This is a genomic window from Pseudomonas brassicacearum (assembly GCF_003732265.1).
Lineage (GTDB): Bacteria > Pseudomonadota > Gammaproteobacteria > Pseudomonadales > Pseudomonadaceae > Aquipseudomonas > Aquipseudomonas brassicacearum_D.
In genome coordinates this window covers 134,037-150,197 of the sequence record NZ_MOBK01000008.1, presented here as the reverse complement: position 1 = coordinate 150,197, position 16,161 = coordinate 134,037, and the positions used below count along the sequence as shown (strand labels likewise).

Below are 16,161 nucleotides of genomic sequence, written 5' to 3'. Positions count from 1 at the left end.
CCAGTGCCGCTCCGGTCGCACGCCTGATATACAGATAAGTCCTGATACCAATGGCCCTACTGCAGATCGCCGAACCCGGCCAAAGTCCTCAACCGCACCAGCGTCGTCTGGCTGTGGGGATCGACTTGGGCACTACCAATTCGCTGGTCGCTGCGTTGCGCAGTGGTCTTTCCGAGCCTCTGGCCGACGCTGACGGGCAGGTCATCCTGCCGTCTGCCGTGCGCTATCACGCTGATCGCGTCGAAGTCGGCGAATCCGCCAAACTGGCTGCCGCCACCGATCCCTTGAACACCGTGCTGTCGGTCAAGCGCTTGATGGGTCGTGGTCTGTCCGACGTCAAGCAATTGGGCGATCAACTGCCGTACCGCTTTGTCGGCGGCGAGTCGCACATGCCGTTCATCGACACCGTGCAAGGGCCGAAAAGCCCGGTCGAAGTCTCCGCCGATATCCTCAAGGTGTTGCGTCAGCGCGCTGAAGCGACCTTGGGTGGCGAACTGGTCGGCGCGGTGATCACCGTTCCCGCCTATTTCGATGACGCGCAGCGTCAAGCCACCAAGGACGCGGCCAAACTGGCCGGTCTGAACGTGTTGCGTTTGCTCAATGAGCCGACCGCTGCCGCTGTGGCTTACGGTCTGGATCAGCACGCTGAAGGCCTGGTCGCCATTTATGACCTGGGCGGCGGCACCTTTGATATTTCGATTCTGCGCCTGACCGGCGGTGTGTTTGAGGTCCTGGCTACCGGCGGCGACAGTGCGCTGGGCGGCGATGACTTCGATCACGCGATTGCTGGCTGGATCATCGAGAACGCCGGTTTGTCCGCCGACCTCGATCCGGGCGCGCAGCGTCAACTGTTGCAAACGGCTTGCGCTGCCAAAGAGGCGCTGACCACCGCCTCGTCGGTGGAAGTGGCTCATGGCGGCTGGAAAGCCGAACTGACCCGCGAAGCCTTTGATGCGCTGATCGAGCCGATGGTCGCTCGCAGCCTGAAAGCCTGCCGCCGCGCCGTGCGTGATTCCGGTGTCGAGCTGGAAGAAGTGCATGCGGTGGTCATGGTCGGTGGTTCGACGCGTGTGCCTCGCGTTCGCGAAGCGGTCGCTGAGGCCTTTGGTCGTCAGCCGCTGACCGAAATCGATCCGGATCAAGTGGTGGCCATCGGTGCCGCGATCCAGGCCGATACGTTGGCTGGCAACAAGCGCGATGGCGATGAACTGCTGTTGCTCGACGTGATTCCGTTGTCCCTGGGGCTGGAAACCATGGGCGGCCTGATGGAGAAGGTGATTCCGCGTAACACCACCATCCCTGTCGCTCGCGCTCAGGATTTCACCACTTACAAAGACGGCCAGTCGGCCATGGCGATCCACGTGTTGCAGGGCGAGCGCGAGCTGATCAGCGACTGCCGCTCCCTGGCGCGTTTTGAATTGCGCGGCATTCCGGCGATGGTGGCGGGTGCGGCGAAGATTCGCGTGACCTTCCAGGTCGATGCCGACGGTCTGCTCAGCGTTTCGGCCCGTGAATTGGGTTCGGGCGTTGAAGCGAGCATTCAGGTCAAGCCGTCCTACGGTCTGACCGACGGCGAAATCGCCAAAATGCTCAAGGATTCGTTCCAGCACGCCAATGACGACAAAGTCGCCCGTGTACTGCGTGAGCAGCAAGTCGACGCCCAGCGTCTGATCGAAGCGGTGCAGGCGGCTCTGGAAGCGGATGGCGAGCGCTTGCTCGACGCCGAAGAGCGCCTGGTCATCGACATGCAGGTGCAGGAATTGACCGAACTGATGAAAGGTTCCGATGGTTACGCCATCGAGCAGCAGACCAAGCGTCTGTCGCAAGTGACCGATGCCTTTGCTGCCCGCCGCCTGGACTCGACGGTGAAAGCCGCGCTGGCGGGGCGCAACCTGAACGAGATTGAGGAATAACGATGCCGCAGGTCATTTTTCTGCCACACGAGAAGTTTTGCCCGGAAGGCATGGTTGTGGAGGCTGAGCCCGGGACGTCCATTCTCGATTTGGCGCATGAGCACCATATCGAGATGGAAAGCGCCTGCGGCGGTGTCTGCGCTTGCACCACGTGCCACTGCCTCATTCGCGAAGGTTTCGACTCGCTGGAAGAGGCCGATGAGCTGGAGGAAGATTTTCTTGATCGCGCATGGGGTCTGGAAGCGCAATCTCGTCTAGCCTGTCAGGCGATTGTCGGTACGGAAGACCTGACCGTCGAAATTCCGAAATATTCGCTCAACCATGCGGCTGAAGCGCCGCACTGATTCAAGGAAGTGACATGAGTCTGAAATGGGTTGATGTGCTGGAAATCGCGATCCAGCTGGCTGAATCCAAGCCGGAAGTGGACCCGCGCTACGTGAACTTCGTCGATCTGCACAAATGGGTGCTGGCATTACCGGAGTTCAGTGACGATCCGACCCGCGGTGGCGAGAAGGTGCTTGAAGCCATTCAGGCCGCCTGGATCGAAGAAGCAGACTGAGTCTGCACCGTACGCAGTTAGGCAATACCCAAGAACCCGCGTATAATTCGCGGGTTTAATTTTTCACAAATTACCGTTTCTGGAGTTACACCATGGCTGTTCAACGTACTTTCTCCATCATCAAGCCTGACGCTGTTGCTAAAAACGTCATCGGCGAGATCACCACTCGTTTCGAAAAAGCAGGCCTGCGCGTTGTAGCTTCGAAACTGAAGCAACTGTCCAAAGCTGAAGCTGAAGGCTTTTACGCTGAGCACAGCGCTCGTGGTTTCTTCGGCGACCTGGTTGCTTTCATGATCTCCGGCCCGGTTGTTGTCCAGGTTCTGGAAGGCGAAAACGCTATCGCTCTGAACCGTGAGCTGATGGGCGCTACCAACCCTAAAGAAGCTGCTGCCGGTACCATCCGCGCTGACTTCGCTGACTCCATCGACGCCAACGCTGTACACGGTTCGGACTCCGAAGCCGCTGCTGCTCGCGAAATCTCGTACTTCTTCGCAGCTACTGAAGTAACCACTCGCTAAGCATTGGCTTAAGAGTGAAGGTGAATCCATGACTACATCGACTGTAAAAACCAACCTGCTGGGTCTGACCCAACAGGAAATGGAAAAATTCTTCGACTCGATCGGGGAGAAGCGTTTCCGTGCCGGTCAGGTAATGAAATGGATTCACCACCTTGGCGTCGATGATTTCGACGCCATGACGAACGTCAGCAAAGCCTTGCGCGACAAGCTCAAGGTCATTGCTGAAGTTCGCGGTCCTGAAGTGGTCAGCGAGGACATTTCCACCGACGGCACCCGTAAGTGGGTGGTGCGCGTGGCGTCCGGCAGCTGCGTCGAGACCGTGTACATTCCCCAGGGCAAACGCGGCACTCTGTGCGTTTCGTCCCAGGCAGGCTGTGCCCTGGATTGCAGTTTCTGCTCCACCGGCAAGCAAGGTTTCAACAGCAACCTCACCGCCGCCGAAGTCATCGGTCAGGTGTGGATTGCCAATAAATCGTTTGGCAGCATCCCGGCAACCGCCGACCGTGCCATCACCAACGTGGTGATGATGGGCATGGGTGAGCCGCTGCTGAACTTCGACAACGTCGTCGCGGCCATGCACCTGATGATGGACGACCTGGGCTACGGCATTTCCAAACGCCGTGTGACCCTGTCGACCTCCGGTGTGGTACCGATGATCGATGAGCTGTCCAAGCACATCGACGTCTCCCTGGCGTTGTCGCTGCACGCACCGAATGACGCATTGCGTAACCAATTGGTGCCGATCAACAAGAAATATCCGCTTAAGATGCTGCTCGAGTCGTGCCAGCGTTACATGTCGTCCTTGGGCGAAAAACGCGTGCTGACCATCGAGTACACCTTGCTCAAGGACATCAACGACAAGGTTGAACACGCCGTTGAGATGATCGAGCTGCTCAAGAACATCCCGTGCAAGATCAACCTGATTCCGTTTAACCCGTTCCCGCATTCCGGTTACGAGCGCCCGAGCAACAACGCGATTCGCCGGTTTCAGGATCAGCTTCACCATGCAGGCTTCAACGTCACCGTACGCACCACCCGCGGTGAAGACATCGATGCCGCGTGTGGCCAATTGGTAGGGCAGGTGCTGGATCGCACCCGTCGCAGCGAACGTTATATCGCCGTGCGCGAGTTGAGCGCCGAAAACGATATGGCTACAAACGCTGCGAAATAATTAAAGAGAGGATCTCTATGTCCCTGCGCTTCGCGCTGCTTTTGCTGTGGGCCAGCCTATGTGCTGGTTGTGTCCTGTCGGGCGATTTCAACCCGATGAAGACCAGCAAGGGGCGCGATGAAGCGCGTGTGGCTTATGTACAGCTGGGTCTGGGGTACTTGCAGCAGGGCATGACCGAACGCGCCAAGGTCCCGCTGAAAAAGGCCTTGGAGCTGGATGACTCGGACCCTGATGCCAACGCCGCGCTGGGTCTGGTGTTCCAGGCTGAAATGGAGCCGGAACTGGCCGACCAGCATTTTCGCAAGGCACTGTCTTCCCGCCCCAACGACGCACGAATCCTGAATAATTACGGCAGTTTCCTGTTCGAGGAAAAACGCTACAAAGAGGCGTACGAGCGCTTTGAACAGGCCGCCGCCGATACGCTGTATCCTGAGCGTTCGCGAGTATTCGAGAACCTGGGCATGACCGCTTCAAAGCTGGGCGAGCGTGATCTTGCACAGCAGCAACTCGAAAAAGCCCTGCGTTTGAATCGCCAACAGCCTCGTGCATTGCTCGAAATGGCTGAGTTGTCCTTCGAAGACAGGCATTATGTGCCCGCGCGTGACTATTACGATCGTTTTAGCCTGCTGGCCGAGCAAAATGCACGTAGTCTATTGCTCGGCGTTCGGCTGGCAAACGTGTTCGAAGATCGCGACAAGGCCGCAAGTGCAGGCCTGCAACTTAAACGACTCTATCCCGGTACGCCGGAATATCAGCAATACCTGTCGGAGCAATGATGAAAGCGGCGCATCCCGAAGTTGTAGCAGCGAATCGCGTTAACCCCGGTGAGACTTTGCGCCAGGCCCGCGAAAGCAATGGCTGGTCGCTGGCCGAAGTGGCCCTCAAGCTCAACCTCACCGTTACCTCCTTGAGCAATCTTGAAGCCGGCGCATTCGACAAGCTGCCAGGGCATACCTTTGCTCGCGGTTATATCCGTGCGTACGCCAAGTTGCTGGGCATGGACCAGGCCGTTCTCGTCCAGCAGTTCGACCAGTCCACCGGTACCGACTCCCAGGGCAGCAGCGTCCACAGCCTGGGTCGTATCGAAGAGCCTGTGCGGGTTTCCCATACTATTTTGCGCATCGTCAGTCTGTTGTTGCTGATCGCGGTGATTGGTGGCGGTTTTGTATGGTGGCAGGATCAAACCTCGCAGCGCACCAAGGAAACGATCGGCCTGGCCCCGGAACACGTAGAAGTGGAGGGCGCCGACGGCACCACCCAGATCCATCCGCTGGACGAGCCGGAAGACCAGGCCGTCGCGGAAGGTCAGGCTGAAGGCTCTACTTCGCTGGCGTTGCCGCAAGCCGAGACCTCCACTGAAGCGCCGGCTGAAGCTGAAACAACCGCGCCTGCTGCTCCGGTAGCACCGGCACCGGTGGCCCCGACGCACAACACCGCGCCTGTTGTTGCTGCTCCAGCGCACAGCACTGCCCCTGTGGTTGCAACACCGACTGCTCCGGCGCCGGCTGTTCCAGCGGTTCCGGCACCGGTAGCGACCGCTCCGGTTGCTCCGACTGCTTCCGCTCCGACCACAACGGCTCCAGTGGCCGGCCAAGGCCAGGTTCAGCTGCAGTTCACCGCCGATTGCTGGACGCAAGTGACCGATGGCTCCGGCAAGGTGCTGTTGAGTGGTCTCAAGCGTAAAGGCGATAGCGTTTCCGTCAGCGGCAAGCCGCCGTTTGCCGTGCGTCTGGGCTTCGCCCGTGGCGCGCAGGTCAGCTACAACGGTCAGGCGGTTGATGTCGCTCCGTTCACCAGTGGCGAGACTGCTCGCCTGAAGTTGGGTCAATAAGTCATGCACGGCGAATCTCCAATCAAACGTCGCGAATCCCGCAAGATCTGGGTCGGTAACGTGCCTGTTGGCGGCGATGCGCCTATCGCTGTGCAGAGCATGACCAACAGCGACACCAATGACGTCGCCGCCACCGTGGCCCAGATCAATCGTCTGGAAGCTGCTGGCGTCGATATCGTGCGCATTTCCGTGCCAGACATGGATGCCGCCGAAGCCTTCGGCAAGATCAAGCAACTGGTCAAAGTGCCGTTGGTGGCCGACATCCACTTCGACTACCGGATCGCCTTGCGCGTAGCCGAATTGGGTGTGGACTGCCTGCGGATCAACCCGGGCAATATCGGTCGCGAAGACCGCGTGCGTGCGGTAGTCGATGCTGCCCGTGATCGCGGGATCCCGATCCGCATCGGCGTCAACGCCGGTTCCCTGGAAAAAGACCTGCAAAAGAAATACGGCGAGCCGACTCCGGCAGCGCTGGTCGAGTCTGCCCTGCGCCACGTCGAGCACCTCGAACGCCTGAATTTCCAGGACTTCAAGGTCAGCGTGAAGGCCTCCGACGTGTTCATGGCCGTCGAAGCCTACCGCCTGCTGGCCAAGGAAATCGTCCAGCCGCTGCACCTGGGCATCACCGAAGCGGGTGGTTTGCGTTCAGGCACAGTGAAATCCGCCGTGGGCCTCGGTATGCTGCTCGCCGAAGGGATTGGCGATACTATTCGCATCTCGTTGGCGGCTGACCCGGTCGAGGAAGTGAAAGTCGGCTACGACATTCTCAAATCCCTGCACCTGCGTTCCCGTGGCATCAACTTCATCGCCTGCCCGAGCTGCTCGCGGCAGAACTTCGATGTGGTCAAGACCATGAACGAGCTGGAAGGGCGCCTCGAAGACCTGCTGGTCCCGCTGGATGTCGCGGTCATCGGATGCGTGGTCAACGGGCCGGGTGAAGCCAAGGAAGCCCATATCGGCTTGACCGGCGGTACGCCCAACCTGATTTACATCGATGGCAAGCCGTCGCAGAAACTGACGAATGACAATCTGGTGGATGAGCTTGAACGCTTGATCCGCCAGAAAGCGGCCGAGAAGGTCGAAGCCGACGCGGCAGTTATCGCCCGCGGCTGAGCCCGACTGAAGAGCCGAACGAATTTAAGGATTTAAAGTGAGCAAGTCTCTGCAAGCCATTCGTGGCATGAACGACATCCTGCCCGAACAGACGCCCCTGTGGCGTCATTTCGAGGGCACCGTTTCGCGTCTGCTGGATAACTACGGTTACAAGCAGATCCGCATGCCGATCGTCGAGTTCACCGAGCTGTTCAAGCGCTCCATCGGTGAAGTGACCGACATCGTCGAAAAAGAGATGTACACCTTCGAAGATCGCAACGGCGACTCCCTGACCCTGCGTCCGGAAGGCACGGCTGCGTGCGTGCGTGCAGTGCTTGAGCACGGCATCACCGGCGGTGGCCAGGTGCAGAAACTCTGGTACATCGGCCCGATGTTCCGTCACGAGCGTCCACAGAAAGGCCGTTATCGCCAGTTCCACCAGATCGGTGTCGAAGTGTTCAACCTCGATGGTCCGGACATCGATGCCGAGCTGATCGTGCTGACCTGGCGCCTGTGGGGCGAGCTGGGCATCCGTGATGCGGTCAAGCTCGAGCTCAACAGCCTGGGCACTGCCGAATCGCGCGGTCGCTACCGTGAAGCACTGGTCGAGTTCCTGTCCGCGCACCTGGATAAGCTGGACGAAGACAGCCAGCGCCGTCTGAAGACCAACCCGCTGCGGGTTCTGGATACCAAGAACGCCGACACCCAAGCGATCCTGGTCGACGCGCCAAAAATGGCCGACTACCTGGACGACGAGTCCCGCGTGCACTTCGAGGGCCTCAAGGCTCGTCTGGACGCCGCCGGCATTCCTTATGTGATCAACCCGAAGCTGGTTCGCGGGCTGGATTACTACAGCAAGACCGTTTTCGAATGGGTCACCGACAAGTTGGGCGCTCAGGGCACCGTGTGTGCCGGTGGTCGTTACGACGGTCTGGTCGAGCAGATGGGCGGCAAGCCGACCACGGGCGTTGGTTTCGCCATGGGTATCGAGCGCCTGGTGCTGTTGCTTGAGACCCTGGAGCAGATCCCGGAAGAAATCTCCCGTCAGGTCGACGTCTACCTCTGCGCCTTCGGCGAAGCGGCGGAACTCGCCGGCCTGACCCTGAGCGAACGTGTCCGTGATCAATTGCCCAACCTGCGCCTGCAAGTCAATGCCGGCGCCGGCAGCTTCAAAAGCCAGTTCAAGAAGGCCGACAAGAGCGGTGCGCTGTATGCGCTGATCCTCGGTGACGATGAGATGGCCCAGCAAGTGGTAGGTTTCAAACCCCTGCGTGGCCAGGGCGAACAACAAAGCATTGCCTGGGATGCGCTTGCTGCACACCTGGCCACCTGCGTCGTGCAGGGTTGAAGCTGTCAAACAGCCGATTTAGCGATTAAGGAGTATTGGGGTGTCGAGTACCGAAGACGAACAACTGGCGGATTTGAAGGACTGGTGGTCACGCAACGGCAAGCCCCTGGTTACTGGCGGCCTGCTGGCGCTGGTCATCGTGTTCGGCTGGCAAGCCTTTCACAAGTATCAGAGCAATCAGTCGCAAGGCGCCTCGATGCTCTATCAGCAACTGCTTGAAACCACGCTGACGCCTGACGGCAAGCCTGACGCAGCCCGTGTTGCCGACCTGGCTGGCAAGCTCAACAGCGAGTTCGCCGGCAGTGCCTACGCACAATACGGCAGCCTGTTCGTGGCGAAAGTCGCGGTCGACAGCGCCAAGCTGGACGACGCCGCCACCGAGCTGAAAGCCATTATCGCCAAACCGGCCAACCCGGCGCTGGGTGAAATCGCCCGTCAGCGCCTGGCGCAGGTACTGGCCGCGCAGAACAAGGCCGATGAAGCCCTGAAACTGCTTGAAGGCGATGCCGACAAAGCATTCCTGGCCACTCGTGAAGAACTCAAAGGCGACCTGCTGGTGCAGTTGGGTCGTACCGACGAAGCGAACAAGGCGTATCAAAAAGCCAAGGCAGCCCTGTCGGATGAAGCGGCGGTCGGCGGCCTACAAATCAAGCTGGACGATCTGGCCAAAGGGGATGCGTGACGTGATTCGTTGGAAACATGCAGCATTGCTGGCCCTGGCCATTTTGGCCGCGGGTTGCAGCAGCAACAGCAAAAAAGAATTGCCGCCTGCCGAGCTCGTCGACTTCAAAGAAGAAGTGGTCTTGCACAAGCAGTGGAGTCGTTCGATCGGTGACGGTCAGGGCGAAACCTACAACATGCTGGTACCGGCGATCGATGGCGACACCATCTATGCGGCCGACGTCACTGGCGTGGTGGTCGCGATGGATCGCAGCAATGGCGACGTCAAATGGAAGAAAGATCTCGAACTGCCAGTTTCCGGCGCCGTTGGCGTGGGTTACGGGCTGGTCATGATCGGCACGCTCAAAGGCGAAATCGTTGCCCTGGACGCGATCAACGGTGAAGAGAAATGGCGCGCTCGCGTGACCAGTGAAGTCCTCGCACCGCCGGCCAACAATGGTGACGTGGTTGTCGTTCAGACTCAGGACGACCGTCTGATCGGTCTGGATGCTGCGACCGGCAACCAGCGCTGGTTGTATGACAGCACCCCTGCGGTCCTGACCCTGCGCGGCACCAGCGCACCGATCGTGACCAACCGCCTTGCGCTGGCTGGCCTGTCGACCGGTAAAGTGGTCGCTCTGGACATCACCAACGGCGTGCCGGTGTGGGAACAGCGAGTAGCGATTCCACAAGGTCGTTCGGAGCTGGAACGTGTGGTTGATATCGACGGCGGCTTGCTGCTGTCCGGCGGTACTTTGTACGTTGCCAGCTATCAGGGGCGCGTTGCGGCACTGGATCTGGAAAGCGGTCGTCAGCTCTGGCAGCGTGATGCTTCCAGCTATGCCGGTGTCGCCCAGGGTTTTGGCAACGTCTACGTGAGCCTGTCCGCGGGCACGGTTGAAGGCGTCGATGAGCGTTCCACCACGGCATTGTGGAGCAACGACTCGCTGGCCCGTCGTCAACTGTCGGCTCCGGAAGTGTTCTCCAGCTACGTTGCAGTCGGCGACATGGAAGGCTACCTGCACCTGCTGAGCCAGGTGGACGGTCGTTTCGTCGGCCGCGAAAAGATCGACAGCGACGGCCTGCGTGCCCGTCCGCTGGTGGTGGGTGACACGATTTATGTGTATGGCAACAGCGGCAAACTGGAAGCCCTGACCATTAAGTAAAGGTTTGACTATGCTTGGGGTTAATCCCCAGGCAGCCCCGTAACACGGGGTTCGCAGCGCCCACAAGCGCTGCCCCGAGCACCAGCCGCTGCCTCGCAGCGGCTTTTGTATTTTCTGAAATAACGAAGTGGAGAGCCGCATGGTTCCCGTAATCGCCCTGGTGGGCCGACCGAACGTCGGCAAGTCCACCTTGTTCAACCGCCTGACCAGGACTCGTGACGCCATCGTCGGCGACTTGTCCGGTCTGACCCGTGATCGCCAATACGGTGAGGCCAAGTGGCAAGGGCGTTCCTACATTCTGGTCGACACCGGCGGTATCTCCGGTGACGAGCACGGTATGGACGAAAAAATGGCCGAGCAGTCGCTGCTGGCCATTGAAGAAGCGGATGTCGTTCTGTTCCTGGTAGATGCCAAGGCCGGTTTCACCGCCGCCGACCAGATGATCGCCGAGCATTTGCGCAAACGTAACAAGCGCTCCTACGTGGTTGCCAACAAGGTCGACAACATCGACCCTGAAATGGCCCGCGCCGAGTTCGCCCCGTTGGGCATGGGCCACGCGATCCCTATCGCCGGTGCTCATGGTCGTGGCATCACCCAGATGCTGGAAATCGCCCTGAGCGACTTCCCGAAAGACGACGAAGAGCTGGAAGAAGGCGAAGAAGAGATCGTTGCCGAAGGTGAGGAAGCCAAGCGCATTCCTGGCCCAAGCGAAAAAGACGGTATCAAGATCGCCATCATTGGCCGCCCGAACGTCGGCAAGTCGACACTGGTCAACCGCATGCTCGGTGAAGACCGGGTGATCGTGTATGACCAACCCGGCACCACCCGCGACAGTATCTACATCCCGTTCGAGCGTAACGAAGAGAAGTACACGCTGATCGACACCGCCGGTGTGCGCAAGCGCGGCAAGATCCACGAAGAAGTTGAAAAATTCTCCGTGGTCAAAACCCTGCAAGCGATCAAAGACGCCAACGTGGTGATCTTCGTCATGGACGCGCGCGAAGGCGTGGTGGACCACGACCTCAACCTGCTGGGCTTTGCCATTGAGTCGGGTCGCGCGCTGGTTATCGCGATCAACAAGTGGGACGGCATGACGCCGAGCGAGCGCGATTTCGTGAAGGTCGAGCTGCAGCGTCGTCTGTTCTTCGTTGATTACGCCGACATCCACTTCATCTCGGCCCTGCACGGCACGGGCGTGGGCAACCTCTACGCCTCGGTACAGAACTCGTTCAAGTCCGCCGTGACCCGCTGGCCGACCAACCGCCTCACCCAGATTCTGGAAGATGCGGTCGGTGAGCACGCGCCACCGATGGTCAACAACCGCCGGATCAAGCTGCGTTACGCCCACTTGGGTGGTGCGAACCCGCCGATCATCGTGATCCACGGTAACCAGATCGAGAAGGTGCCGAAGTCTTACGTTCGTTACCTGGAAAACACTTACCGTCGTGTCTTGAAGCTGGTCGGTACGCCGATCCGCATCGAGTTCAAGGGCGGCGAGAACCCGTTCGAAGGTAAAAAGACCACGCTGACCGACCGGCAGGTCAACAAGAAGCGTCGCATGATGTCGCACCACAAAAAGGCCGACAAAAAGCGCCGCGACAAGAAATAGAAGCAGCTTTAAGTTTCGAGCTGCAAGCTTCAAGTCACTGCAGAAAAGGGCTCAAGTCAGAGCCCTTTTTTGTGTCTGATGGTTTGTTGCTTGACCACTTGCAGCTTGCAGCTTGAAACTTGCAGCTCACCTGCAAGGGGCTACCGATGATCACCAGTAAGCTGCCGAATGTCGGCATCACTATCTTCACTCAGATGTCTCAACTCGCGGCGCAAACCGGGGCGATCAACCTGTCTCAGGGTTTTCCCGATTTCGATGCCCCGCAAGCCCTGTGCGATGCAGTCGGCCGGCACATCGCCAATGGCCATAACCAGTATTCGCCTATGACCGGCCTGCCGGCATTGCGTCAGCAAGTGTCGGCGAAGATTGCTCGCAGCTATGGCGTCAATGTCGATGCCGATCACGAAGTGACCATCACTCCCGGCGCCACCCAGGCGATCTTCTGTGCGATTCAGGCGGTTATCCACAACGGCGACGAAGTGATCGTGTTCGATCCTTGCTATGACAGTTACGAGCCATCGGTGGAACTGGCCGGTGGACGCTGCGTGCATGTGCAGCTCGGGCTTGACGATTTCTCCATCGACTTCCAGAAACTGGCTGATGCCATCACGCCGCGCACGCGGATGATCGTGCTCAACTCGCCGCACAACCCGAGCGGGGCGCTGATCAGCCGGGCCGAGCTGGATCAGTTGGCGGATTTGATACGCGGTCGCGACATCTATCTGGTCAGCGATGAAGTCTACGAACACCTGGTGTTTGACGGTGTGCCTCACGTCAGTGTGCTCAATCACGAAGAGCTGTATCAACGCGCCTTCGTGGTCAGTTCCTTCGGCAAGACTTACCACGTTACCGGCTGGAAAACCGGCTACGTGGTCGCACCGCCGGCACTCACCGCCGAGCTGCGCAAGGTGCATCAATACGTCAGTTTCTGCGGCGTCACTCCGCTGCAATTTGCCTTGGCCGACTTCATGGCCGAGCACCCGGAACACGTAGAAGAGTTGCCAGGTTTCTATCAGGCCAAGCGGGATCTGTTTTGCGACTTGCTGGCACCGTCGCGCTTCAGTTTCACTCGCGTGACCGGCACCTATTTCCAGTTGGTCGACTACTCGCAGATCCGCCCGGACCTCAATGACGTCGAGATGGCGTTGTGGATGACCCGCGAACATGGCGTGGCGAGCATCCCGATCTCGGTGTTCTACCAGACCCCACCTGAAGGCCAGCGCCTGGTGCGCCTGTGCTTCGCCAAACGCGAGGAGACCCTGCGTGAAGCAGCGGCAAAACTATGCGTGATCTGAGTGCACTGCCCAACCTGAATGTCGCGCTGATCCAGACCACGCTGGCCTGGCACGACCGGCAAGCCAACCTCGAGCATTTCGAGCAGTTGCTGGAGCAGGCGCGCGGTGCGGACCTGATCATCCTGCCGGAGATGTTCACCACCGGGTTTTCCATGGAGTCGGAAACGCTGGCGGAGTCGGAAAACGGTCCGACCAGCAAGTGGCTGCGTATTCAGGCGACCAAACTCGACGCGGTGATCACTGGCAGCATTATCGTTCAAACCGCAGATGGCAGTCATCGCAATCGCCTGCTGTGGGCGCGACCGGACGGGGAGGTGTGGCACTACGACAAGCGCCATCTGTTCCGCATGGCCGGCGAGCATAACCACTACACGCCGGGCGAGCGTCAGGTGCAGTTCGAACTCAAGGGTTGGCGTGTACGGCCGCTGATTTGTTACGACTTGCGCTTCCCGGTCTGGAGCCGCGATGCGCACGACACCGACTTGCTGTTGTACACCGCCAACTGGCCGGGTGCGCGCCGTCAGCACTGGAACCGATTGCTGCCGGCGCGGGCTATCGAAAACCTGTGCTACGTGGCCGCGGTGAATCGCATCGGCACGGACGGCAAAGGTTTCGCTTACACCGGCGACAGTCAGGTGCTGGATTTCCAGGGTGAAACCCTGCTCAGTGCCGGTGAAGCCGACGGCGTGTTTCAAGTGGTGCTGAACGCTGCGGACCTTCAGGCCTATCGCACGCGTTTCCCGGCGAATCTGGATGCCGATACGTTTGAATTTACCTGAGATTCTCGCTGCCTGACCGGGCCTCTTCGCGGGCAAGCCCGCTCCCACATTGGATCTGTGTGAACGCAAATCTTATGTGCACCCAAATCTACTGTGGGAGCGGGCTTGCTCGCGAAGAGGCCGGGACGGGTAACACAAAAACAGGCAGGCAAACAAAAAGGCCCCAAGGTTCGCACCTTGGGGCCTTTTGCATTTCAGCGAACGCTTACGCCGCTTTCGCTTCCGGCTGGCTCAGCGAGCGGTTCAGCGCGCTGAACAGGGCCTTGAAGCTGGCAGTGGTGATGTTTTCATCAATACCCACACCGTGCACCGCACGTTCACCGTTCACACGCAGCTCGATGTAGGCCGCAGCCTTGGCATTGGTGCCCGCGCCGATCGCGTGTTCGTTGTAGTCCATGATCTCCACCGGAATCGGCAGGCCGGCCACCAGAGCTTCCAGTGCGCCGTTGCCCTTGCCGCGCCAGTGCAGGTTGGTTTCGCCCTGACCTTTGCTGGAGACTTCCACTTCCACGGCGCTGTGACCGTTTTCTTCCTGCAAGCGATGGCTGACCAGCGCGTACGGGGTGTTGGCCTGCAAGTATTCGCTGTGCAGCAACGCGTGGATTTGCTGAGCGGTCATTTCCAGGCCCAGGCGATCGGTTTCGCGCTGCACCACCTGGCTGAACTCGATCTGCATGCGGCGTGGCAAGTTGATGCCGTATTCCTGTTCCAGCAGGTAAGCGATACCGCCCTTGCCCGACTGGCTGTTGACGCGGATCACCGCCTCGTAGCTGCGACCGATGTCGGCCGGGTCGATCGGCAAGTACGGCACTTCCCACAAGGCGTCCGGTTTCTGCTGAGCGAAGCCCTTGCGGATCGCATCCTGGTGGGAGCCGGAGAACGCAGTATGCACCAGGTCGCCAACGTACGGATGACGTGGGTGCACCTGGATCTGGTTGCACTCTTCGACGACTTTGCGCACGCCGTCGATGTCGGAGAAGTCCAGCTCAGGGTGCACGCCCTGGGTGTAGAGGTTCAACGCCACGGTCACGAGGTCGACGTTACCGGTACGCTCGCCGTTGCCGAACAGGCAGCCTTCGACACGGTCGGCACCGGCCATCAGGCCCAATTCGGTAGCGGCAACACCGGTGCCACGGTCGTTGTGGGTGTGCAGGCTGATGATCACGCTGTCACGACGGTTGATGTGACGGCCGAACCATTCGATCTGGTCGGCATAGATGTTCGGGGTGGCGCATTCGACGGTGGCAGGCAAGTTGAGGATCATCTTGTGCTCAGGCGTCGGGTTCCAGACCTCGATCACGGCATCGCAGACTTCTTTGGCGAATTCCAGTTCGGTGGCGCTGAAGGTCTCTGGCGAGTACTCAAAGGTCCACTCGGTGTCCGGTTGCATGGCAGCGTATTTGACGAACAGCTTGGCCGCACTGACAGCGATTTCCTTGATCCCGTCCTTGTCCTGGTTGAAGACAATCCGGCGGAAAGAAGGGGAGGTCGCGTTGTACAGGTGAACGATGGCTTTCTTCGCGCCGCGCAGGGATTCGAAGGTGCGTTCGATCAAGTCTTCACGGCCCTGGGTCAGCACCTGAATAGTGGTGTCATCCGGGATGTGCTTGCCTTCGATCAGGGTACGCACGAAGTCGAAGTCGGTTTGCGAAGCGGCCGGGAACGACGCCTCGATTTCTTTCACACCGACCGACACCAGGGTTTTCCAGAAGCGCAGTTTCTTGACCGCGTCCATTGGCTCGATCAGCGACTGGTTGCCATCACGAAGGTCAGAACTGCACCAGATCGGCGCGGCGGTGATGGTCTTCGACGGCCAGGTGCGGTCCGGGATGTCGATGGTCGGGAACGCGCGGTATTTCGAAGACGGGTCTTTGAGCATGCTCATCGGGGGAATCCTTATTGTGTTGGCCGAAAAAAGGCGGCCTGCCGGTGGATCAAATGTTCTTGGGGAAAAGCGTGGGGCGAGGCACCGCGATTCAGCCTGGCAGTCGTGCGCTGACGAGGCACAGGCTGCGGTGCTGGCGAAGCTGAATGAGGGTGTGAAAGGTTTTCATGCCTTCAACCCTAACCGCGGGGGTGAAGGATGGCAAGCAGTCGAAAAAAATTGAGAGGAATACCCGGAAAGTCGAATTTATCGAGATTTTATTGCTGTTAATGGCGGTGATTGTTTTGATGATTGCGCGAGGTTTGAGCACTGCGCAATTTGAGGATTGGGGTGAT

Annotated in this window: 15 protein-coding genes; 14 read left to right on the top strand and 1 reads right to left on the bottom strand. The window is 59.4% G+C overall.

Annotation, left to right across the window (positions count from 1 at the left end):
- Window positions 1–50: 50 nt before the first annotated feature.
- The 14 genes from hscA (at window position 51) to BK660_RS21610 (ending at window position 13,941) form a co-directional block, all read left to right on the top strand.
- Window positions 51–1,913, top strand: a complete 1,863-nt coding sequence (gene hscA, locus BK660_RS21675; RefSeq protein WP_123435025.1) for a Fe-S protein assembly chaperone HscA — start codon at window positions 51–53, stop codon at window positions 1,911–1,913.
- A gap of 2 nt (window positions 1,914–1,915) precedes the next feature.
- Complete coding sequence (gene fdx / locus BK660_RS21670) at window positions 1,916–2,257, top strand: ISC system 2Fe-2S type ferredoxin (protein WP_123435024.1); 342 nt, start codon at window positions 1,916–1,918, stop codon at window positions 2,255–2,257.
- A 14-nt stretch (window positions 2,258–2,271) separates the two neighbouring features.
- Window positions 2,272–2,472 carry a Fe-S cluster assembly protein IscX gene (gene iscX, locus BK660_RS21665; protein ID WP_017340315.1) on the top strand — a complete coding sequence of 67 codons (201 nt, stop codon included), beginning with the start codon at window positions 2,272–2,274 and terminating at the stop codon, window positions 2,470–2,472.
- Window positions 2,473–2,564: 92 nt separating this feature from the next.
- A complete protein-coding gene (ndk, locus tag BK660_RS21660; protein ID WP_007916882.1) occupies window positions 2,565–2,990 on the top strand; it encodes a nucleoside-diphosphate kinase in 426 nt (141 codons plus the stop codon).
- A gap of 28 nt (window positions 2,991–3,018) precedes the next feature.
- Window positions 3,019–4,161, top strand: a complete 1,143-nt coding sequence (gene rlmN, locus BK660_RS21655; protein WP_027922755.1) for a dual-specificity RNA methyltransferase RlmN — start codon at window positions 3,019–3,021, stop codon at window positions 4,159–4,161.
- Between the two features lie 17 nt (window positions 4,162–4,178).
- Window positions 4,179–4,937 carry a type IV pilus biogenesis/stability protein PilW gene (gene pilW / locus BK660_RS21650; protein WP_059182202.1) on the top strand — a complete coding sequence of 253 codons (759 nt, stop codon included), beginning with the start codon at window positions 4,179–4,181 and terminating at the stop codon, window positions 4,935–4,937.
- Complete coding sequence (locus BK660_RS21645) at window positions 4,937–5,992, top strand: RodZ domain-containing protein (protein WP_123435023.1); 1,056 nt, start codon at window positions 4,937–4,939, stop codon at window positions 5,990–5,992. Before pilW ends, BK660_RS21645 begins: the two co-directional genes overlap by 1 nt.
- Window positions 5,993–5,995: 3 nt before the next feature.
- The gene (gene ispG, locus BK660_RS21640; RefSeq protein WP_007944259.1) at window positions 5,996–7,105 is read left to right on the top strand and encodes a flavodoxin-dependent (E)-4-hydroxy-3-methylbut-2-enyl-diphosphate synthase; all 1,110 of its coding nucleotides are present in this window, start codon (window positions 5,996–5,998) and stop codon (window positions 7,103–7,105) included.
- A 37-nt stretch (window positions 7,106–7,142) separates the two neighbouring features.
- Complete coding sequence (gene hisS / locus BK660_RS21635) at window positions 7,143–8,432, top strand: histidine--tRNA ligase (protein WP_059182204.1); 1,290 nt, start codon at window positions 7,143–7,145, stop codon at window positions 8,430–8,432.
- A gap of 40 nt (window positions 8,433–8,472) precedes the next feature.
- The gene (locus BK660_RS21630) at window positions 8,473–9,114 is read left to right on the top strand and encodes a tetratricopeptide repeat protein (RefSeq protein WP_123435022.1); all 642 of its coding nucleotides are present in this window, start codon (window positions 8,473–8,475) and stop codon (window positions 9,112–9,114) included.
- Window positions 9,107–10,258, top strand: coding sequence for an outer membrane protein assembly factor BamB (gene bamB / locus BK660_RS21625; RefSeq protein ID WP_123435021.1), 1,152 nt, complete (start codon window positions 9,107–9,109; stop codon window positions 10,256–10,258). Before BK660_RS21630 ends, bamB begins: the two co-directional genes overlap by 8 nt.
- A gap of 139 nt (window positions 10,259–10,397) precedes the next feature.
- Window positions 10,398–11,867, top strand: coding sequence for a ribosome biogenesis GTPase Der (der, locus tag BK660_RS21620; RefSeq protein WP_123435020.1), 1,470 nt, complete (start codon window positions 10,398–10,400; stop codon window positions 11,865–11,867).
- A gap of 146 nt (window positions 11,868–12,013) precedes the next feature.
- Window positions 12,014–13,162 (top strand): pyridoxal phosphate-dependent aminotransferase, encoded by a 1,149-nt coding sequence (locus tag BK660_RS21615; RefSeq protein ID WP_123435019.1) that lies wholly within the window; start codon window positions 12,014–12,016, stop codon window positions 13,160–13,162.
- On the top strand, window positions 13,150–13,941 hold the full coding sequence (locus BK660_RS21610; RefSeq protein WP_123435018.1) for an amidohydrolase: 792 nt from the start codon (window positions 13,150–13,152) through the stop codon (window positions 13,939–13,941). Before BK660_RS21615 ends, BK660_RS21610 begins: the two co-directional genes overlap by 13 nt.
- Window positions 13,942–14,146: 205 nt before the next feature.
- On the opposite strand, the gene leuA is transcribed toward BK660_RS21610, so the two are convergent.
- A complete protein-coding gene (gene leuA, locus BK660_RS21605) occupies window positions 14,147–15,826 on the bottom strand; it encodes a 2-isopropylmalate synthase (protein ID WP_123435017.1) in 1,680 nt (559 codons plus the stop codon).
- Between the last annotated feature and the right edge of the window lie 335 nt (window positions 15,827–16,161).